General features: G+C 66.7%; 18 protein-coding genes. 6 read left to right on the top strand and 12 right to left on the bottom strand.

What is annotated here, in order from left to right; all coding sequences use genetic code 11:
- The first annotated feature begins 344 nt into the window (after nt 1–344).
- Genes DFO45_RS23165 through DFO45_RS23145 form a run of 5 tightly spaced genes read left to right on the top strand, consistent with a single transcriptional unit; the run spans nt 345 to nt 4999 of the window.
- Nucleotides 345–866 (top strand): hypothetical protein, encoded by a 522-nt coding sequence (locus tag DFO45_RS23165; protein ID WP_012169145.1) that lies wholly within the window; start codon nt 345–347, stop codon nt 864–866.
- 25 nt (nt 867–891) lie between these two features.
- A complete protein-coding gene (locus DFO45_RS23160) occupies nt 892–2592 on the top strand; it encodes an ATP-binding protein (RefSeq protein WP_012169146.1) in 1701 nt (566 codons plus the stop codon).
- Nucleotides 2592–2963: a response regulator gene (locus DFO45_RS23155; RefSeq protein WP_012169147.1), complete on the top strand. Its 372-nt coding sequence runs from the start codon at nt 2592–2594 to the stop codon at nt 2961–2963. Before DFO45_RS23160 ends, DFO45_RS23155 begins: the two co-directional genes overlap by 1 nt.
- A gap of 30 nt (nt 2964–2993) precedes the next feature.
- Nucleotides 2994–4214, top strand: a complete 1221-nt coding sequence (locus DFO45_RS23150; protein ID WP_012169148.1) for an EAL domain-containing response regulator — start codon at nt 2994–2996, stop codon at nt 4212–4214.
- Nucleotides 4211–4999, top strand: a complete 789-nt coding sequence (locus DFO45_RS23145) for a response regulator (RefSeq protein ID WP_012169149.1) — start codon at nt 4211–4213, stop codon at nt 4997–4999. The genes DFO45_RS23150 and DFO45_RS23145 overlap by 4 nt, the downstream gene beginning before the upstream one ends.
- A gap of 229 nt (nt 5000–5228) precedes the next feature.
- On the opposite strand, the gene DFO45_RS23140 is transcribed toward DFO45_RS23145, so the two are convergent.
- Together DFO45_RS23140 and DFO45_RS23135 are read right to left on the bottom strand one after the other, a co-directional pair.
- Complete coding sequence (locus DFO45_RS23140) at nt 5229–5897, bottom strand: response regulator transcription factor (protein ID WP_012169150.1); 669 nt, start codon at nt 5895–5897, stop codon at nt 5229–5231.
- 912 nt (nt 5898–6809) lie between these two features.
- A complete protein-coding gene (locus DFO45_RS23135; RefSeq protein WP_012169151.1) occupies nt 6810–7193 on the bottom strand; it encodes a response regulator in 384 nt (127 codons plus the stop codon).
- A 191-nt stretch (nt 7194–7384) separates the two neighbouring features.
- Here DFO45_RS23135 and DFO45_RS23130 point away from each other — a divergent pair, with 191 nt between their 5' ends.
- The gene (locus DFO45_RS23130) at nt 7385–8095 is read left to right on the top strand and encodes a protein phosphatase CheZ (protein ID WP_012169152.1); all 711 of its coding nucleotides are present in this window, start codon (nt 7385–7387) and stop codon (nt 8093–8095) included.
- 192 nt (nt 8096–8287) lie between these two features.
- Here the strand turns inward: DFO45_RS23130 and DFO45_RS23125 are convergent, their stop codons facing one another.
- The 10 genes from DFO45_RS23125 to DFO45_RS23080 all read right to left on the bottom strand — a co-directional run bounded on the left by DFO45_RS23125 (nt 8288) and on the right by DFO45_RS23080 (nt 20517).
- Nucleotides 8288–8911: a transglycosylase SLT domain-containing protein gene (locus DFO45_RS23125; protein ID WP_070097019.1), complete on the bottom strand. Its 624-nt coding sequence runs from the start codon at nt 8909–8911 to the stop codon at nt 8288–8290.
- Nucleotides 8856–10775, bottom strand: a complete 1920-nt coding sequence (locus tag DFO45_RS23120; RefSeq protein WP_133866694.1) for a flagellar hook-length control protein FliK — start codon at nt 10773–10775, stop codon at nt 8856–8858. Before DFO45_RS23120 ends, DFO45_RS23125 begins: the two co-directional genes overlap by 56 nt.
- Entirely contained in the window at nt 10772–13390 is a 2619-nt protein-coding gene (locus DFO45_RS23115) for a hypothetical protein (protein ID WP_133866693.1), read from the bottom strand. The genes DFO45_RS23120 and DFO45_RS23115 overlap by 4 nt, the downstream gene beginning before the upstream one ends.
- Nucleotides 13390–14808, bottom strand: coding sequence for a MotB family protein (locus DFO45_RS23110; protein WP_133866692.1), 1419 nt, complete (start codon nt 14806–14808; stop codon nt 13390–13392). The genes DFO45_RS23115 and DFO45_RS23110 overlap by 1 nt, the downstream gene beginning before the upstream one ends.
- An 8-nt stretch (nt 14809–14816) precedes the next feature.
- Nucleotides 14817–15533 carry a hypothetical protein gene (locus tag DFO45_RS23105; RefSeq protein WP_133866691.1) on the bottom strand — a complete coding sequence of 239 codons (717 nt, stop codon included), beginning with the start codon at nt 15531–15533 and terminating at the stop codon, nt 14817–14819.
- Entirely contained in the window at nt 15530–17209 is a 1680-nt protein-coding gene (gene fliF, locus DFO45_RS23100; protein WP_012169158.1) for a flagellar basal-body MS-ring/collar protein FliF, read from the bottom strand. The genes DFO45_RS23105 and fliF overlap by 4 nt, the downstream gene beginning before the upstream one ends.
- Nucleotides 17210–17678: 469 nt before the next feature.
- Nucleotides 17679–18557, bottom strand: a complete 879-nt coding sequence (locus DFO45_RS23095) for a flagellar biosynthetic protein FliP (RefSeq protein WP_133866690.1) — start codon at nt 18555–18557, stop codon at nt 17679–17681.
- Nucleotides 18554–19084: a flagellar basal body-associated FliL family protein gene (locus DFO45_RS23090; RefSeq protein ID WP_012169160.1), complete on the bottom strand. Its 531-nt coding sequence runs from the start codon at nt 19082–19084 to the stop codon at nt 18554–18556. The genes DFO45_RS23095 and DFO45_RS23090 overlap by 4 nt, the downstream gene beginning before the upstream one ends.
- An 18-nt stretch (nt 19085–19102) precedes the next feature.
- Complete coding sequence (locus tag DFO45_RS23085; RefSeq protein ID WP_012169161.1) at nt 19103–19822, bottom strand: flagellar basal body L-ring protein FlgH; 720 nt, start codon at nt 19820–19822, stop codon at nt 19103–19105.
- Nucleotides 19822–20517, bottom strand: coding sequence for a MotE family protein (locus DFO45_RS23080; protein ID WP_043878836.1), 696 nt, complete (start codon nt 20515–20517; stop codon nt 19822–19824). The genes DFO45_RS23085 and DFO45_RS23080 overlap by 1 nt, the downstream gene beginning before the upstream one ends.
- Between the last annotated feature and the right edge of the window lie 67 nt (nt 20518–20584).

The following is a 20584-nucleotide window of genomic DNA, read 5'->3' as shown; positions in this document are numbered from 1 at the left end:
CACGCAAAGCCCCCGCATCCCAAAAAGAGCGGGGGCTTCGTGCGTTCTGCACACACAACGAAAAGCCCGAAGACCCCGCAGAGCAAGCAGGGCGCCCAAGGCGGACCGCGCTACGGCTGCGGTCGCTCGAATGCACCGGCGAGGTGCCAAATACATATGGGCGGGTTCGGGATACCGCCATATCGGATGGAATGGACCGCTATCTCGTCCAAAGTGGAGGGGTTTGGCCGCCGTTTCCGACCGTTCGTGTGCAAATCTCTCTGCGTTGAGGTGGGGTTGGCGGGGCCGCATCGTCGGATCTGGCGTGCGCCCGGGCGTGAATCCCGCGAAGAGAGGCGCGGGTCGTGCAGGCCGCCACCATTGGTTTCAGATGGGCCGTTTTCGCCCTTTTGCTCATGGTCGCGGCGCAGGCACCGGCGCTGGCCACGGGTGCGCGCCTCTATCTCTCCGTCTCCTTCGTCACCGTCAGCGGCCTGCCTCTGTCCGATCACGCGTTCGATCTGGACCAACTCGACCTGCTGCCGCAGGACCGCATCATTACCGCCACACCCTGGACCCACGGGCCCCAGAGCTTCACCGGCCCGCCGCTCGCAACCCTTGCGGGGCTTGAGGCGAACCGGGGCCGGCGGGTGCGCGCGGTGCGCGTCAGTTCATGGGCGGACTGGACAGTGACGATTCCTGCTTCCGATTGGGAGCGTCTCAATGTCATTCTTGCCACGCGGCTGAATGGGCAGACCATGCGGGTGCGAGACAAGGGGCCCTATTGGATCATGTACCCAATCGGTGATACGCGGGATGTCGATACGCAAATGTATCAGGCCCGCATGATGTGGCAGGTCAAATCTCTTGAATTCGTCGTTGAATAATCGATCCCGCTCGTGGTCCAGGCTGATGCCGGCCGCGCTGATCGTGACGACGCTCGGCCTCTTCCTGGCGACGGGGATGCTGTATGTGACGCAGACGCAGCATCGCGCGCTGCTCTCGGCCACCGTGCGCTCCTCCGGCTGGGTGGCCTATCAGGCCCAGCTCGAGTTCGTGAAGACGCAGGGCCAGTTCGAAATCGCCATGCTGCGCCCCAGCCGTCGCGCGCTGGACGAGCTTCAGTTCCGACTGGAGCTCCTGCGCTCGCGGTTGCCGCTGCTTTATGATTCCGACGAAGGGCGGCTGCTTCAGGAAGTGGCCGCCCAGAAGGATGTGCTGCAGGCCTTCGAGCGAACGCTGGATGCCACCATCGATTCCCTGCCGGACACCTCGCCCTCGGCGCCCGAGACGGTGGCGCGTCTGCGGGGGGCCTATTATGAGCTCGAGCCTCTGGGGCGGGTGCTCCAGAAGGTGCTGATGCAGTCCATCGCCTATAATGAGGAGATATTCCGACGCGAGCGGGAGGTCGCGGCAAGCCCGGCCATCGTGCCCTTTGCCCTGCTGTTCGTCTCCGGCACCTGCCTTGTCGCCATTCTCTTCATGGACGGTCGGCGCGACCGGCAGCGTCTTGCGGACGTCACGGCCGCCAAGGCCGAGGTGACGGCGGTGCAGGACAATCTGCGCGCGATCATCGAGGCCATGCCCATCGGCACGATCATCGTCGATCCCGACGGCGATCAGGTGCGCTTCATCAATCCGAGCGCGGCCGCGCTTGTGGACCCGTCTCCCGATCATCCGGAATGGCGGCGGCTGATCCGCGCCGCCTTCGAGGCGGCGATCGACGAGAACGGCCGCAAGACCGGGACTCTGTCCATGGCGTTCGCCAAGCCGCTCGGCGACATCGTCTCCCTGCGCGGCGCGGTGTGCGGCGTGATCTGGGAAGGGCGCCCCCAGATCCTCATCCTGCTGACCGACACGAGCCGGGTGCGCAATGCCGAGTTGCAACTGATGCAGGCGGCCAAGCTCGCGACCCTGGGCGAGATGGCCACCGCCATTGCCCATGAGCTCAACCAGCCGCTCGCGGTGATCAAGATGGCGGTCGCCAATGCCCGCCGGCTGGTGCTGAGCGAAGCGGACCCGGAGGCCATCACCAGCAAGCTCGATCGCATCGGTGCGCAGGTGGACCGGGCGAAACGCATCACCGATCAGGTGCGGCGCTATGCCCGCATGCCCGGCGACCAGACCGCCTCCTTCGTATTGCGGCAGGCTGTCGAACTGGCGGCGGGCTTCGTGGCCGAGCAATATCGCGCCGCGGGCATCCGCATGGTGCTCGATCTCGAGGTGTCCCCGGAGCTTCTGGTGAGTGGCGACCAGACCATGTTCGAGCAGGTGATCGTGAACCTGCTGATCAATTCGCGCGATGCCTACGACAGCCAGCGGCAGGATACGCACCAGCCACAGGTGGTGGTGCGTGCGGTGGTGCGGGGCGGCGAAGTGGTGATCGAGGTGACGGACGATGCCGGCGGCATCCGGAACGATATTCTGGGCAACATCTTCGATCCCTTCTGCACCACAAAATCGGCGGAAAAGGGCACTGGTCTCGGTCTCTCCATGGCGCGCAATGTGGTGCGTGACATGAACGGGACCATTGCTGCCGAGAACGTGGAGGGCGGAGCGCGCTTCACCATCGTTCTGCCGGCAGCCCGCACGCAAGCCCAGGATGTTGCCTGATGCCGGGTTATTCGATTCTGATCTGTGACGACGAACAGGAACTGGCCGAGGAACTGGGGGAGTTTTTCAGCTCATTGGGGTGGAACGTGCGGGTGTGCCTGACGGCGCCCGCGGCCCGCGCCGCGCTGCATGACGGCTTCGTGCCCAACTGCCTCCTCACCGACCTGCGCATCGCCGATCACGATGGAGCCGAGCTTGTGTCGCACGTCCGCGGGCTTCCAAAGGAATTGCAGCCGAAGGTTGTTGCGATTATTACTGGCCATGTGGTGAGCGAGACCGAAGCGGCGGACTTCAAAGCAGATTTTCTGTTTGTGAAGCCGGTTGATCCGGTGGTCGTGATGGAGGGAATTGAGCGTCTCCTTGCCGGCTGAGCTCCGGGAAGGGCGCCAACAGGGGATAGAATGCCGCGCGCCCAGGCCGTGCTCGTTCTCGATGATGAACCGGAATTACGGGAAGATCTGGCTGAGCTTCTCGTGGGTGCCGGTTTTTCGGCCGAAGGGCGGGGCGATGCCCGGAGCCTGACCGACGCCGAGTTCGGGGCCTTCGACGTGGTGATCCTCGACCTCGCCATGCCGGGAACGGACGGGCTCAGTGTCCTCGGCCGTCTCGCCCATGTGCCGCAGGCCCCCCGCATCATCTTCATTTCCGGACATGGCGAGGATGTGCTCCAGACGGCCGCCGCCGTGGCGCGCCGGGAGCACCTCCAGGTCGCGGGTGTTCTGCGCAAGCCTTTCACGGCCGAGGACGTGCTGCGGCTGCTCGGCCAATCCTGGGTGCCGCTCGATTCCGGCGCGAGCATCGCCTGGTCCGACGCCGACATCCGCTCGGCGCTCGCCGAAGCCATTGATGAACGCGCACTCTCCGTGGCGTTCCAGCCCAAGGTGACCGCCAAGGGGCTGATTTTCGCCGGGGCGGAAGCGCTGCTGACCGGAGACCTGCCGCGGCTCGGATATGTCTCCCCCGAAATCATCGTGCGGGCCGCCACCCGCGAGCCGGAACTGATCGGGGCGATGAGCCTTGAGGTGCTGCGATGTTCTGCCGCGGCGTGCCGGGCCTGGATCGATGCGGGCTGGGATGTGCCGGTGAGCGTCAATCTGCCTTTCGAGGTGCTGTGCCTGCCGGACATTTCGGAACGGCTGTTGTCGCCGATCCATGAAGAGGGCCTCATGCCCCGGCATGTCATCTTCGAACTCACCGAAGATGCAATTTATGATTCCTCAAGTGACGTACTGGCAATCTTGGCGAGGTTGCGCCTCGCGGGATTCGGCCTGTCGCTGGATGACGTGGGGCGCCGGCAGAGCGGCTTGCTCCAACTGGCCAATCTGCCGATCACGGAAGTGAAGATCGATCTCCAACTGCTCGCTCAGGCACGAACCTGGAGCAAATCCCGCAGCGTGTTTGTGTCGGTGGCCGAACTCGGTCATCGTCTCGGATTGACGGTCGTGGCGGAGGGCGTTGAAACGCGTGATGACCTTGTGCTCGTCCGCAGCCTTCCCGTGGATTATGTTCAAGGCTATCTCGTGTCGAGAAAACAACATTTGCCGGATCTCCTTGCCATGCTGGCAGCCAGTTCATCCCGCGGGGCGCCCTTCGCTCCGGATCACGTGGTTCCGATATCATGAGCACCGAAAACTCCGTTCCGCGCGTTCTGCTGGTTGACGATGATCCGGATGTCCTCGCCGAACTGAGCGAGGGGCTCGATGCGCTGGGCCTGCCCTCGCTGACGGCTGAAACGGCTGTTGAGGCGCTCGACATCGTGCAGCGCCATGACGATCTCCAGGTGATCGTCACGGATCTGCAGATGCCGCGCATCGACGGCATCGAACTCCTGCAGAAGCTGGCGGTCCGCCGGCGGACGAAGCCCATGGCGGCGATCGTCATCACCGGCCATGCCTCGCTCGACCGGGCGGTCGGGGCCCTGCGCCTGCACGCGGTGGACTTCCTTCAGAAGCCGCTGTCGGCCGAAGAAGTGGCGCACGCCATCCATCGGGCGTTCTCGCTGGTGGAGGACGAGACGGCGGCGGCGAACGGCAATCCCACCACTCTGGTGCAGCCCACCGCGCGGCCGAACTATCTCAAGGCGCTCGTGGCCGCACGGGCGGATCGCGATGCGATCTTCCAGGCGGGGCTATTCTCTGATCCGGCCTGGGACATGCTGCTGGATCTGGCGGTGGCGGAAGCCACGAACCGTCCCATCTCGGTGACGAGCCTGTGCATCGCGTCCGGCGTGCCGACGACGACCGCCCTGCGCCGCATTGATGATCTGAAGGATGCCGGGCTTCTCGACCGCATTCCCGATCCCGGCGATCGGCGGCGCATCCTCGTCAAGCTGACCGCCATGGGGCGCGAGCGCATGGAAGCGTTCGTCCAGAAGCAGGCGGGCCGTCTTGGCCTGAAGCTCGACTGAAATCTGAAACTCCGCGCGCCGGATCTCCGGCGTGCCCTCATCCCGTGCGTTTGGCTTCGGGATTGCATCGCCGCGGCCCTTAGGCGGGACGGCATCGGGCTTATGGTTCACATGCGTCGCGGAACAGGCATGCGAACCTTGTCTTTCGTCCTCTTGCACCGTCACGAACCGCCGCGAGGGCGGCGCCCCGGCAGGAGATGCAGGCCTGCCGGGGGAACGCTCTTCCTGATCAGCCGATGAACTGGTAGCCGATGTAGCGCTTGGCGTCGATCACGTCCTCGCCGAGCTTCATGCGCAGCTTCTTGCGCAGCTTGCTCATGTGGCCTTCGATCACGCTCTCGTCCACGTCATCGTTGAAGATGCCGTAGATGGTGTTGAAGATCTGGGTCTTGGTGACGCGGCGGCGGCTGTTCTTGACCAGATACTCAAGAATATGACGCTCACGGCGGGGCAGGGGCAGCGGAACACCGTCCACTTCCGGGTCGCGGCCATCGAAGAACACGCGCAGGCGGCCGTTGGTGGCCGGGCCGGCGGCCGAGTTCACCCGGCGCCACACCGCGTCCGAGCGGGCAACGATCTCGCGGACATGGACGGGCTTGCGGACCACGTCGTCGATGCCGGCGGTGAAGAGTTCCAGCGTCTGCTGCAGCGAGCGCACGTCCTCAAGGGCGATGATCGGCGCGCGGCTGTGGGTGCGGATCATTTCCGGGAAGGCCGGGCGGTTGTCGAACTCGCCAAGGAGGAAGCCCTGCACGGCACCGATGTCCTGGTCGGACGCCGTATTCAGCCATTCCTTGAATTCGTTGCACCCGAGGCCGAGGGACGAGAAGCCCTCGCGCGAAAAGCTGGAAACGTAACCGTCCGTGACAGTGGCTCGTTGATCAACGACGACGTACATGGCTGCATCCCCCGTACAGTCGCGCCTGGCGGCGCGGTGCGATTCAGAAACGAGGCATCGGCTGATTGCGGGTTCCGAGGCTTCGTTGAGAAACGGTTACCGGCCGGGGGGTGAACGGGCAATCTCAATAGATTCACGAATGGACGCAGAATCGATCCAGTTTGGGCTCAGTTGCGCTGCGGCGGATGTGCTTTTCGCTTTGCGTGTTGCAAATCCTTTAAATTTCGACCGAATTTCGAGCGAAATACCACTCCAGGATTTGTCCGCCTTGTCACCTCCCGTTTAGATTGACGCCGATTTGGGCCAATTATGGGAGGAAACGAGGCAAAAACGCCCTGTGTAAAAAGCGTCCTGCAAGCTTCATCCGATCAGGAACGTAATCGGTTGCAGAGAGTTCCCGCGTTGCAGAATCGGAAGTTGTAGCGCGCGCGTCATTTCTGTCGAAATGTTCATTAACATCTATGAACGGACGTTCAGGCTTCTTGTTAATCTGAAAATTCGTTCAGGTTCGCGCGGCGCCCCGTACAACGGACGTTGAGGCCTCATGTGTCATCCACGAGCCTGCCCTGGCCTGCGGACAGATGGAACCATCCTGTGCGGTCCGGAAAACCGGGACGCCCGGCAGCGCAGGATAAGGATGCCAAGGGAGGTCTGAACGGATCTGAAGGAGGGGCGAAGCTGGCGCGGCTCTGACGGGCAGCGCGGGCACGCGATCCATGCCCCGTTCCTCTACCGTTCAGGATGTCGGCCGGCGCTTAGAAAGCGCTCGGGCCGGATGCGGAGCATCCGGCCCGAATATTCGCCCTGCCGATACCTGCCCGGACACATGCCGTGGGCCGGGCGGGGCCATTCCCGGGAAGGGCTTTCGCCCTTCGATGTGCAGACCGCAGAGGCGAAGGGGCTGTCGCCCGATCAGGCCTCGAACACGGTGTCGATCTTGCCCTTCAGCGTCTGCGCATTGAACGGCTTCACGATATAGTTGCTCACGCCGGCCTTCTTGGCGGCGATCACGTTTTCGGATTTGGCTTCCGCCGTCACCATGATGAAGGGGATGTCGCTGAGATCGGCGTCATCACGCACGCGCTTCAGCAGCTCGTAACCCGTCATCGGCTCCATGTTCCAGTCGGAAATCACGAGGCCGTACTTGCGCTCTTTCAGCTTGGCGAGCGCCTCGGTCCCGTCGGACGCCTCGTCAACGTCCTCGAAGCCGATCTGCTTCAAGAGGTTACGAATAATCCGAACCATCGTCTTATAATCATCGACGACGAGAACCGGCATTGTCAGGTCAACCGCCATGGCACACTCCGTTAGCGGGAAGCAAGGTCGATACTACCGAGAGGTGACTCATCGGCTGGGCAGTTTCCGTTTTAGCCAATAACACCTTGCCCCAAGCTTGCAACGCTAGATGGGGGGGACTATCCGACATCGGTTGCGATGAACTATAGAAGTACACCATCATTCGTCGACTGCCCAGTAAGGAGGTTCGGATGTCGGTTAGCCGACGGCCGTTTCGCATCGAGGCTTCGGACCGCATGACCAGCATTGTGGAACCCGCTGGCAGCGGCCCTATTGCAAATGGCCTCGACGGTCAACTCGATAGGATTCTCAATGAACTCGAGGCGGTTCGCACCGAGATCTCGAAGTTCAAGGAGCGTGATCCGTCGGTGGATCGCGAGCGTGACCGGAACGCCTTGTGGGCCGGTATCGAGACGATCCAGGACGCCATTCGCAGCACCAAGCGCGAGATCGCGACCCTCCATTCCGAGGGCACCCGCGGCGAGAACCTGTTCACCGCCACGGACGAGCTCGACCATGTCGTGCAGGATACGGAAGACGCCACCGAGGTGATCCTCTCGGCGGCCGAAACCATCGACAATTCCATCGCCACGCTGGCTGCGCGCCTTTCGGGTGAGGATCTGACGATGGCCGAGGAGATGCAGGCGCAGATCGTCCGCATTTTCGAGGCGTGCAACTTCCAGGACATCACCGGCCAGCGCATCCGAAAGGTTGTGAAGCTGATGGTCTTCATCGAAGAGCGCGTCACCCGTATGACGGACATCTGGGGCGGCGCCGACATGGTGGCCCAGAATTCCGGCATCGCCCAGCGCGAGGGGGACGAGAAGCTTCTCAATGGTCCGGCGCTCGCGACCGACGAGAATGTGGTGTCGCAGGACGACATCGACTCCCTCTTCGCCTGACGCGACCCGCATCGATCCGAAAGGCCGGCCTTGTGCCGGCCTTTCTTTTTGGGGCTGATCCTCGATCGGCAACACCCGTTCCGAGGCTGGCCGCGCGCCGGCCTTTTTGTTGCGCGGAGCCCGGACGCATCGCCGGAAAAGAAAAAGCCGCCCCGAGAGGCGGCTTGCTGGCTTGATGGATGCCTCGGCGCGTCAGTCCGGCTGCTGGACCTGAGCCTGCTGGGGCGAGGGGGGCGGGGCGTCGCAGAAGGCCTTGGCCGAGGGCGTCCAGGCGCCGACGCCGACCGCCACCAGATTCTTCATCACGCGGCACACATAGCGGTGCTGGGCCACATTGTTGTTCGGGCCGGCATTATAGCGTGCGGCCGCCATGGTCCAGCTGCCGTGGCGCTGCTTCAGCTCGCTCAGGAAGCGGGCAGCCTGCTCGACATTCTCGCGCGGATCGAACATCGCCTCGAGCGATTTGAACTCGGCCCGGTGCCAGTAGAAATTCGCCTGCATGCAGCCGATGTCGATCAGCTTCACGCCGCGGTCGTTGGCTTCCTTGAAGCGGGCCAGGGCCTCGGTCAGGGTCTTGGGCTGATAGTCCTTGCCCTCGATATAGAGGGTGAAGGGGTGCATCTTGCCGTTGACGCCGGTCTCCGTAAGGCCGACCGCATAGAGGATCGGCAGCGGGATCTTGTACTTGGCCGCCGCCCGCACCAGTTCCTTCTCGCAGGCGTCCGGCTGCACCGTCTGGGGCGGGCCGGCCTGCGCGGGACTAAACGCGGAAATCGAAGCCAGCGTCAGCAGAACGGCTACGGTTGCGCGCTTCATCATCCCTGCCTCCTTTCTGGCTGTCGTCGTTGCCGGAGCCGCGGTTATCCTGGTCGAGGCCATCACGGGAATCCCGCGCCTCGGGCTGCGTCTGGGCGCCGTCGCCCTCGAAGGGACGGCCGGCATCGCGGCCGGTGATCTGGCTCGTGCCCCCGTCGATACCGACGATGGAGATCGTATCGGCAGAAATGCCGGACGCCTTGAGCAGGTCGGTGAGGGCGTCGCGATCACGCTCCAGCATCCGGGCGGTTTCCGGATTGCTGGCGCGCAACTGGATCTCCAGCGTACCGCCGCTGAGCCGCATGCGCACGTTCACCGTGCCGAGTTCGTCCGGCTTGAGCTGGATCTGCAGGATGCGGACCGGCCCGGCGAGAACCTGCGCGGTGGAAGAATCCGCGCTGGCGATGCCGGCGCCCTGGTCCATGGAGGTGGCTTCGGCCGCGATGGCTGCGCCGATCTGCTGGAGGGCCGGCAGGTTGGGCGTGGCGATGGCATTGGTCGGAGCGATGCCGGCGGTTCCGGTCAACGGCGCGGTCTCTGCCGTGCCGTGGGCGGCTTCGCTGACATTTGAGGTCTGGCCCTGCTTCACGTCCGATCGCGCGGCCTCAGCCGTGGTTTCGGTCAGGCGCTGGGTGTCGGGCTGGTTCCGGTCGTCCTTGCCGGAATTGCCGCTGCGGCTGTCCTGCCGGGTGCCGGTGCGGGCAGCATCGGCGACGGTCGCCTGCGTGGAGTCGGTGGTGGTCGCGTCCTCTCCCGCATCCGCAATGACGGTCTTCCCGGAGAGGGGGGCGGCCCCAGACGTGTCCTGCACCGCCAGGCGCTCGGGGCGCAGGCCGCGCAGGCCGGCCGCAGCACGGGTTTCGGGCTTGGCGACGGTCGTGTCGGCGCCGAGGGGCGCCGCCGCGGCGGAAGTTGCCGCCGCATCCGTCGGTGCGCTGCCGCCATTCATGGCCAGCGTGCGGATGGGGGCGAAATGGGTTTCCCGCGAGAGCACCGAGACGCTCAGCGTCCGGCCCTGTCCGGTGCCGCCGTCCTGGTCTCCGGTGTTCGGCGCGACGACGGCCGTGGAGGCGGCATCCCGCCCGTCCGTCTGGCCGTCCTCGGTGGTGCGCGGAACTATATCGGTCAGCTGCGCCAGTCCCTGAAGGACCACGGCCGCCGGATCGGACAGAGCAGGCGTCGCGGACGCATTCGCATCCGTTGCACCTTGTGTATCGTCCGCCTCGCTGATGAGGAGGGGCTGATCGGCGTTGGCGCTCCGGATCTCGTCGTCCGAGAGCACGGCAGGCTTTGTGGCGGGGCTGAGGCCGTTGATGCCGTCCTTGCTGCCGAACAGCAGGCGGTTGAGGCCGTCATTGGCCAGCCGGCGGCCGCGTGCGGCCCGCTCCATCTCGGTCTGTGACTTGCCCTTGCCCTGGTCGTCCTTGGGCGTCGCGACGTCGCTCGACGAGGCATCCGCGCCATCCTGGCCTGGTGCCGCACCGTCGAACATCGCGAGAAGCGTGGAGGCTTGCGCGGTCGTCGCGCCGTCCGCGGTTGAGCTGATGGATGCGTTGGACGGGGCCGTCTCCCCGCTGCGCTTGCTCGCCGCAGTGGCGAGCGCGTCCGCGAGCGAAAATGCCTTGTCCGGCTTTGCGTTCTGGTCGGCGGCCTTGCCGTTGCGCCCGGCCTGCTCTTCGCCGGCCTTGTCGGACTTGGCGCCGGACAGGCTGTCGCCGCCGTCCTTAGACGCGCGGCCGAGATCGCGGAACACGTCCGCGAACCCGTTCCCGCCCTCGTCACCGCCCATCTCCTGGACCTTGCCGGCGCTCACGTCTGACGTGACGGCCGAGGGCAGGGCACGGGAGATGTTCAATGCGCTCATAAAGGCGACTCCTTCAGCATTGCGTCGACCTTATCGAGCGTGCCTTGCGCGCGGCTGACGAGTGCACCAGCCGGCGAACCTTCGTCGAAGAGCGAGGGCTGCTTGGCTTCCGGCGCGGGCGCCGCAGCCGGCTGTCCGGCCTGCGCCGTCTGCGCGGCGGGGGCCTGCGGGGCCGGGCGCGCGGGCTGTCCAGCCTGCGGGGGAGGCGGGGGAACGGCACCGGGTGCGGGCGGCGGCGGGCCGCCGGCCGGAGGCTGGCCCGGGGCAACGCCGCGCGACTGTGCCGCGGCCTGCACCTGCGCCGCGATCTGGGCCTGCGCGCTCGTGGCATCGCTGCGCTGGGCGGTCGCCGGCTGTGCCACCGGCACGGTTTCGTTGGCCGTCCACTTGGGCAGCAGAGCTGTGCCGGCGGTGTGGGTCACCTGCATCGGGTCGACCTTCACCTGCGGCTTCACCGCCGCCTGCTTCACCGTCTCGCCGGCCGAGCGAACCAGCTCCGCCGTGGTCAGCGCGGCGTTCAGCAGCATCACGTCGTCCGGCGGGAGCCGGCTGCGGATGATGCTCTTCAGCTCGACAACGGCCGCATCCACTTCCTTGCTGGAAGCCGCGTTGACGGCGGCCTTGTAGACGCGGGCGCGTTCGGCGTCGGTCGACACGGGGTCGGCATCCACAAGCACGCGCTCGGAGGCGAGCGAGGCCGCCGTGAACTTGCCCTGGTTGAGCGCACCGCGCGCCACCATGAGGTAGATGTCGACGCGGCTGTCGCGATCGAGCGGCTGCAGCAGCGAGACGAGGCGCTGGAACTGGTCGCGGTCGTTCACGAACGCCATGCGGGTCAGAGCGGCAGCGAAGCGCTGGCGGAAGTTGCCCGCATAGACCGAGTGCCGGAAGCGGTAGAGATACTGCTTCGAGAGATGCTCGAACTTGTTCAGTTCGCCGAGCTGGGCGGCGACGAGGATCTCGCGGCGCAGAGCTGCTTCCTCGACCAGCGTGCCGGGCATGACGAGGCGGGCGATATCGAGCTGCGCCATGGCCTTGCGCGGGTCCTTGCCGACCGTGACGGCGGCCTGGACCATGGCGATCTGGCCGCCCAGCGCGTCGGGCAGCTGCAGCGGGTTGATGTTCGCCAGATAGCGCTCGGCGTCCTCCGGGCGTCCTTCGACGTACGCGAGCGCGCCCTGGAGCAGGCGCTCGTCGATGGCTGGCGCGGGCTTCAGCGACAGCAGATTGCGCAGTTCCTTCGGCGAGCCGCCGCTGAGGAAGAAGACGACCGCCGCGCGGGCATTGCGCGGGTCCTGCCAGACCTTGGGATCGGCCTTGTGGAAGGCGTCCTCGATCTCGGCGATGAGCGCCCGCTGGGCCTGGAGAGCCGCGGTGTCGCCGGTGGCGATCCGGTCCTGAAGGCGCTGCAGGCGGCGCACCTGCTCATAGGGCAGGGGGCCGGTGCTGCGCTCGACCGGGATCGCCTGATCGGGCGGCGGCGGCGAATTGCTGGTGTCCGCCGGAGGTTGCGGGATTTCCTTCTGGCCGGCGGCTTGCGCCGGCGTCGGGCCGACCGCCGAGACGATGCCGGCAAGGGCGGACGTCACGGTGGGGATCCGCTGGAGCATGGCCTCGGCCACGACGGACGGATCCGGCGGAAGCTGCGGCGGCAGACCGTCTTCGGTCCGCGGGCGGGCGGCCGGTGCCGCGGCCGCAACGGCGACCGGCGTGATCCGGGGCACGGCGGATTCCGGCGGGGTCTGCGCCAGAACCACGGCCTGAACGGCATCCTTCACCGGAATGTCGCGGGGGCCGACGACCACCTCGGGCATCGGATCGGCGAGCAGTTCCGGCTCGGGCGCCGCCTTCGGCGCCTGGGCCACCACGGCCGGAGCCGGGGCGGGCGCCTGAGGTGCGGTATGAGCTGACGTGGGCGCGGCCGCCTTCGCCTTGTCGGCGGCGGCGGTTTTGGCGTTGGTCTTCGGAGCCGGCTTCTGGGGCGCGGCGCCCGCCGTCTTCACTTCGGGCTTGATCGCGACCACGCGCACCGGGCGCGGATCGAGCCCGGCCACCGGGCCATCCTCGGAGCGGGGGCCGGGAACCGGCGCGATGGCCGGAGCGGCCGGAACGATGAAGGTGTCGGCCACGCGCTGCGGAGCGGCGGGGGCGGTCTGGCGGACCGGCGCGGCAGTGGGCGCCGCCACCTGCGTCATCGCGGGCGCGGCGGGTGCCGGATGCGTGACCTGGGCCGTCTTGGGGGCGACCTGAAGCAGGAGAAGGGCGGAGGCCTCTTCGATATGCGGCCGGCGCGGCGGCAGCGGCACGGGCAACTGCGCGAGCGCCGGCTGGGTCTGCGTGGACTGCGGCGCGGGAAGGGCCGCGATCGACTTGCCGGCCGCGTCGGCGGCAGGTGCCGCTTCGGCGCTCGCCGGGCGGCGCTGGGGCAGCGGGGCGGGCGCTTCGGCGGACACTCCGCCATCCGTGCCGTCCACAGGCGCATCGCCCGGTACCTGCGTGTTCGCAGGCTTGGGCGCCAGCAGCTTGAAGAGGTTGAAGTCTTCGGCATGGGCCTGCGGCGCGGCGAGCAGCAGGGCGAGGCCGAGGGCGAGGTGGGAGACGGATCCGAGGCGCATCAGTTGGGCACCCGAAGCAGAATTTCGATGCGGCGGTTTTCGGCGGCGTAGGGTTCCGCCTTGTTCTTCAGATTGCGGTCGGCATAGCCCTCGATCATCGCCACCCGTGGCTCCTGCAGGCCGCCGCGCACCAGCATGTAATAGGTCATGTGGGCGCGGGCGGTGGACAGGCGCCAGTTGTCATAGGTGTCGGAGCGATAGGGGCGGCCATCAGTATAGCCACGGATGACCACCTCGCCGGGACGCTTGCCGAGCGCCTCGCCGATCTTGGCCATGGCGCGCACCAGACGTCCGTCCGGCACGGCCGAGCCGACCGGGAACATGGAATAATTGATGTCGTCCGTGAGGCTGAGGACGATGCCTTCCTTGGTCACGCGCACGTCCACCTTGGGGGCTGCGACGCTGCCGAGATTCGACTGCACGGCGGCGACGGCCTCGGTCTTCAGCTTGTCGGCGTTGGCCTGGTCGATCTTGAAGGTGGCGGCGCCGGCATTGGCATCGCCTTTCGCCTGCTCGCCCTTGGCCTGGTCGCCCTTGGCGGCCGCGCCCTTCGCCTGGGCGCCGTTCGCGGCATCGCCCTTGGCGAGTTCGCCCTGCGCCATGTCGCCCTTGCCGGCCAAGGGCGCGGCCTTTGTGGCGTCGAGCTTGCTCGGATCGGCCTTGGGCGCCGCGGCGGGGGCGCCGTTGCCGCCGACGGCCGTCGCCTGGGCGTTGGCCTGCTGGGCCGACGCCTGCGCCTCGGCCGCGTCCTGCGGCTGCGGAGAGAAGACGTCGCCGTCGGTGGCAAAATCGCCGCCGCCGCGCGCCGACACGGCCGCATCGGGGCGCGATGCGGTGGGGGCGTTGAGGCTCTGCGGGCCAGGCTTCTCTGTCCGCATCTTGCGGGCCTGGTTCATCTGCCAATAGACGGGATCGAAGGGGTCGCGCACGGCGTCGCCGGCCGAATTGCCCGGCTGGCCGGTCTCGCCCACGGCGGCATCCGGCGTGCTCATCTCGGACGGATCGGCCTCGCCCGCGAGCTTCGAGAGCACCGCATAGGGGTCCTGGAAGGCGGCGCGGTCCTGCTTGCCGCGCTGGGTATCGGAGCCGGGACCGGTGCCGGCGCCAGCGGTTTCCTTCAGCGCGGACTTCTGGTCGCCGTCGGCGGAGGTGCCGTCGGGCTTGATGTCCTCTGGCTCGTTCAGGCCCTTGCGCTCGGTCATGCTCTCGGCGAGGTGGACCGGATTGAAGTAGCTGGCAATGGCCTTGCGGACATCCTTATCCGTGACGTTGATCAGCCACATGATGAGGAAGAACGCCATCATCGCCGTCATGAAGTCGGCGTGCGCCACCTTCCACGCGGAGGAGTGATGCTCGTGCTCCTCGTCCTCGTGGCGCTTGATGATGATCAGTTCGTGGTGTTCGCCCTTGTCCGCCATGATGCGCCTCAGGCCAGAGCTTCAGTCAGGTGCGCGCTCCAGGCCCGCAATTGGGTTTCGATGATGGTGTCATCCGCCGTCACGCGCACGTCCACCTCATCCTTGACCTCGTATTCCATACCGAGCTCGCCGCAGCGCGCCTTGAGCGCGTCCAGCATGTCCTGCGGCCCACTGACGCGGATCATCGGCACGCCGGGCGTGGAGAGCAGGCGGCTGACCTCGGCGGTGAGCCGCTCCAGGGCCTGCGCGCGCACGCCGTCCTGAATGAATGGCATGAGGATGCGGCCGACGGCGGTGGCGATGCGCTCCTCCATCTCCGCCATGGCGCCCTTCAGACCCTCGGCCATCGTGGTCCCGGTTTCGAGGATCCACTGCTGGCGCACGAGCTGGAGATGGGCTTCGAACGCTTCCGCGTCGCGGGCGCGCTCCGCCTCGAAAGCCTTCTGCGCCTCGGCGAGGGCTTCCGCGCGGGCGGCCTTCACCGCAGCGGCGAGAATGGCGGCCGGATCGGGCGCAGGCTCCTTCTTGGGCTGGACCGGGGCGGCGGCCTTGGCCGTGAGCGGCACCGGCTCGGCCTTGGTCGCTGCGACGGGCTTCGCCTCGAAGAGCGGCTTGATGTTGCGGCTCGGGACGCCGGGCTTGCGCGCCTCGGCGAGTTCCGCCGGGAGGGGCGCGTCGGTGCCGGAGAAGAGCGGCAGGTGGTGTCTCAGGACCTTCGCGCTCACGCCTTGGCCTCCTGATGCAGCCACTGACGCAGGATCGCAGCGGCCTGCTCCTCGTCATACTCGATCATCTGCTCGAGCCGGCGCTGGGGCGAACGGTTCACCTTGGAGGTGACGTCGCCGATCAGGTTGACCGGGCCCGAGTCGCCGCCGGTGAAGCCGGCCAGCGTGGTGACGCCGTCGAGCGTGTTCGGGTTCTGGGCCGTGGACGGCAGCACCGTATCCGGCGGCAGTTCGGTCGGGGCGGCGAGCATCGCCGCCTCGATGGCTTCCGCCTCGTCGGGCTCGGGCCGGGCCAGGATGGCGCGCAGCGCCGGGCGCAGGCCGAACCAGATCAGCAGGATGGCAACGACCAGGATGGTCACGGCATTCACGATGGTGCCGGCCTGACGGAACAGCAGCTCGGACCAGGTGAGCGGCGGGATCGGCTCCATGTTGTTGCCGCCGTCGGCGAAGGGCACGGCCACGACCTTCAGCTTGTCGCCGCGCTCCTTGTCGAAGCCGGCCGCCGAGGAGACGAGCTGCTCGATCTCGTAGGTCTGGGTCTCCAGCGGGGTGCCGTCCTTGGTGCCGGTGAGGCGCTCCTTGTTCACGAGCACGGCGATGGACAGGTTCTCGACGCTGTAGGCATCGCGGACCGTCTGGCTCTGGCGCGTGGAGATCTCGAAATTGGTGAGCTCTTCGCGGCGCTGGTTGTTCTCGTTGTTCTCCGTGCCCGTGCCCGGGGTGCCGGGAGGCGGGGGGATGTTCTGCTGCACCGTGGTGTTGGGCTGCTGCGAGCGGTTCTGCGTCTGGCCCTGCTCCTTCACCACGCGCGTGGAGCGCTCCGCCTTCGACGCCGGGTCGTAGGTGGTCTCGTTGATGGTGCTGCGGTCGGTGTTCAGGCGCGAGGACACGCTGACCTCGAAATTGCCGAGGCCGAGGAAGGGGGTGAGGGTGCGGCGGATCTTCTCTTCCGTCTCGCGGTTCACCTGCTGCTGGAGCGCGGACTTGCGCGTCGCGGCTGCGGTGACGCCGTCCTCGGTGGAGGTGAGGATCGTGCCCTCGGTGTTCAGCACAGTGACGTTGTCGAGCTTCATGCCCGGAATGGCGGCGGCCACGAGGTGGCGGATCGCCTGGGCGGTGGAGCTGTCGGCGGAATTCTCGGTGCGGATGACCACGGAGGCGGTGGCGAGCTGCTGGTCGCGGCGGAAGGAGCCGCGGTCGGGCAGCACGATATGGACGCGGGCCGCCTTGATGCCCTTCATGGTCTGGATGGTGCGGGCGATTTCGCCCTCGAGCGCGCGGACCTTGGTCACTTCCTGCATGAAGGAGGTGAGGCCGAAGGAGCGCACGTCGTTGAAGAGTTCATAGCCGGAGCTGGAGCTCTGCGGCAGGCCCTTGACCGCCAGCAGCATGCGGGCGCGGGCCGTGTCGGAATGGGCCACGAGAACGGTGGCGCCGTCCGAGCTCACATCGAAGGGAATGCCGGCATCCTTGAGCGCACCGCCGATGCGCGTGACGTCGTCACGGCTCAGGTTGGCGTACAGCGTCTCGCGCTCCGGCTGGCTCAGATACATGGCGCCGAGGCCGATCACCGCCATCACGGTGAAGGCGATCAGGCCGAGCGCCACGAGGCGCCGGGCGCCGAGCTGACGGAGGTTCGAAAGGAGCCGCTCAAGCTGCTCGCGGGCATTCATGCGCGCCGCCTCATCGTGATTGCATTCGACTTGGGACTTTGGCTGGGGCCGGTGTCCCGGACGGACGGAGCAAAGATCGGCCTGAACCTGCCTCTGCTCTGGAGTGCAATCTTCCCTTTCAACCTTGCACGGGCGTTGCAGCGATTGAGGCGGGAAAAAGGACGGGCAGCCTTGGCTTTCAGGGGGCCAGCCGAGGGGGAGAAGACCCTTGATTCCACTGCGGAATCTCTGCGGTGGACGACGGCCTCAATCACCGGGGCGCGTCAGGGTTCCCCAGCCGCGCGCGCGAGGTTGTAATGGGGGAGGTAGGTGCGTGCCGAAGGGGCGGAGCAGGCTTGCAAGCCGGGTCTCCGAGCACATCCGAATACGGCGGTGCCGCCGCGGGCAGAGCGACACCTGGCCCCGCTGCACAGACACCCAGCCGGAGCCTTTCGGGGCCTCCGACCAGGGATCTTGGGGGCCGTGCAGCTCAGAAGAAGGAGCGCACGAGCCCGCTGACGAGGATGTTCCAGCCGTCGATCAGGACGAAGAACAGGATCTTGAACGGCAGGGCGAGGGCCGCCGGCGACATCATCATCATGCCCATGGACATCACGAGGGTCGCCACGATCATGTCGATGATGAGGAACGGCAGGATGATGAGGAAGCCGATCTCGAAGCCGCGCCGCAGTTCGGAGATCATGAAGGCGGGAATGAGGATCCGCAGTTCGATCTGCCGCTCGGGCTGGGCATTCTGGTCCCGGTTCGGGCTCGTGGCCGGAGCCGAATTGTTCTGGGCCGCCGTCTCGGGATCGTTCTTCGACGGCCGGCCGGTGGCCGCCGCGATGTCCGCGAAGAGGCGCAGGTCCTTCGGGCGCACCTGCGAGAGCATGAACTCCCGGAACGGTTCGGAGATCTTCGTGAAGGCCTCCTCTTCCGTGATCTTGCGCTCGGTCAGCGGCCGCACGCCCTCGGTCCAGGCCTTATCGAAGGTCGGACCCATGACGTAGAAGGTCATGAAGAGGGACAGGCTGATGAGTACAAGGTTCGCCGGCGTGCTCGACAGGCCGAGGCCGGAGCGCAGGAAGGAGAGGGCGATCACGAAGCGGGTGAAGCTCGTCACCATGATGAGCAGGCCCGGTGCGATCGACAGCACCGTGAGCACCATCACCATCTGGATGATGCGACCGCTCACCGCGCCGCCATTGTCCCCGAGCAGCGAGTCGAGCGACGGAATCTGGGTATCACCCTGCACCCGATTCTGGGCGTAGGCGAGACCGGCCGAAAGCAGCAGGCCGAGCAAAGCGAGCAGGCAGGGGCGGATCAGGGACCAAGCGTTGCGATGGCCCTTCGGGGCGGGGCGGCTCATTGCACCACCAGCGTCTCGATGATGAGTTCGTCCACGCGCCCTTCGCTGCGGACGCGGGCACGCTCGTTGAGGTCCTCGCGCAGCTGCTGGAGCGCGCTCGGGCCCTCGAACTGGCTGAGCGTCAGCGTGCGCAGATACGACATCATGTCCTCGCGCAGCGTGGATTCCGTCAGCGCGGGGTTGGCGAGGGCGCCGTTCTTGAAAACGAAGGACGATTCGATGCGCACCCAGGTGTTCGGCGGGCTCGCGAGGTTCACGATCACCGGCTTCATGGGCTGCATCATGGTGTTACCGGCATAGAAGAGCTGCTGCTCCTTCTTCACCGGCTCTTCCTTCGCCTTGGCCGCAACCACCTTTTCCACGGTGGTGGCCAACTGGACGCCGAGCCCGCCGCCGGTGGCGACGCCGAGCACGGTGAGGATCAGGATGGCAAGGATCAAGCCCTTGGTGCCGTTCTGCTCCTTGCCCCCGGCACCGGTTGCTGCCGCCACGGTCGCGGACTTTGCCTTATCGTCTGACGCGGCCATGGAACCCCCCTGGTCCGCTTACATCGGGTTGACGGCGTCGAACAGGCGCTGGCCCCAGGCCGGCTGCTGGACGTCGTTGAGGCGGCCGCGACCGGCGTAGGAGATGCGGGCTTCCGCCACCTTGTCGTAGGCCACCGTATTGTTCGAGGTGACGTCGAGCGGATTCACGATGCCGCCCAGCGTCAGGACGCGGACCTCGTAGTTCACGAGGATTTCCTGCGAGCCGTTGATGACGAGATTGCCGTTGGGCATGACCTCGGTGACCACGGCGGCGAGCGACAGACGCAGCTTTTCGGAGCGGTCGATCTTGCCCTTGCCGTCGGTGCTGGTGTCGCCCGTCAGGCCGAGATTGCCGGAGGCGCTGCCCGAGGTTGAACCGCTCTGGAAGCCGGACAGGTTGAGCGCCGACGCGAAGCCGACGTCGCTGGCCGACTTGCGCGAGCGGTTGGTGTTGTTGTCGAGCTGGGCCTTGTCGTCGATGTCGATGGTGATGCGGATGACATCGCCCACCGCCGCCGCGCGCAGGGCGCGGTACATGCTCTGGCTGTTCAGATTGTAGGCGGAGCGGAAGGTCCGCTCCTTGGCCTGCTGGAACGGCTGGGGCACCGGCATGCGCCCGGCCTCGAGGCCCTGGCCGACCGGCGTCAGCGTGGGGCCATAGGCGAGGCTGTCATAGGAATTGGTCTGGCAGGCGGCGAGAAGCAGCGCGCTGGCCGTCGCAAGAATGACGGGCTTCATCAGGAACGTCCTTCCGCTTGGGCCTGGGCGCGACGGCTAATGCCCACCATGGTGTTGGTGAGGGTCGCGGCGCGCGCCGGCTCCATTTCGTTGAGGATGGCGCTGGCGGAGCGCGGATTGAGCTTGGCGAGGATGGCGGCGGCGGCCTCGTCCTGCATCACCGAGATCTGGGCGGCAGCCGCGTCCGGACGCATCTGCGAGATCACGGAGATGAGGGCCTCGTCGGCCTTCTTCAGAAAGGCCTCGCGGCGCTGCAGCCAGTCCTGATACTCGGCGCGCTTGGCCTCGAGGGCGGCGATGCGCGAGTCGATTTCCTTCTCCATGGCGGCGAGCGCAGCCGCCTGGCGGGCGAAGCGGGCGTCGGAAGCGGAGTTGGCGATGTTCCGGCAGTAGGCGAGCGCATTGTCGTCGCGCGCATCACCGGCGGCGGCGGTCTGCTGCTGGGCCTGCACGGCCGGAGCGATCGAGAGGGCGGCGACAACGGCGAGGGCGAGTGCGGCCCAGCGGCGTCCGGCGCGGACCGGCGCGGCCACAACCTGGGTCACTGCGTGGGAGAGACCGGCCCGCAGGCGGGCGTTCTCATGGCTCAGCCGGGCGATACGCGAGGCGCCAACGGCACCGATCACGATGGCCCCGGAGGCGACGCCCAGAAGATAGGGGATGAGGAGCTGCCACAGGGTCGTCTGCGCAAACATCACTGAGCCTCCTTGCGATGGGGAAACCCGGAAGATGCACTGCCGCACCTTGCGTCAAGCTGGGTCT

This window comes from Azorhizobium sp. AG788, from assembly GCF_004364705.1.
GTDB lineage: Bacteria > Pseudomonadota > Alphaproteobacteria > Rhizobiales > Xanthobacteraceae > Azorhizobium > Azorhizobium caulinodans.
The sequence above is the reverse complement of the archived record's forward strand: the minus strand, read 5'-3'. Positions and strand labels throughout refer to the sequence as shown.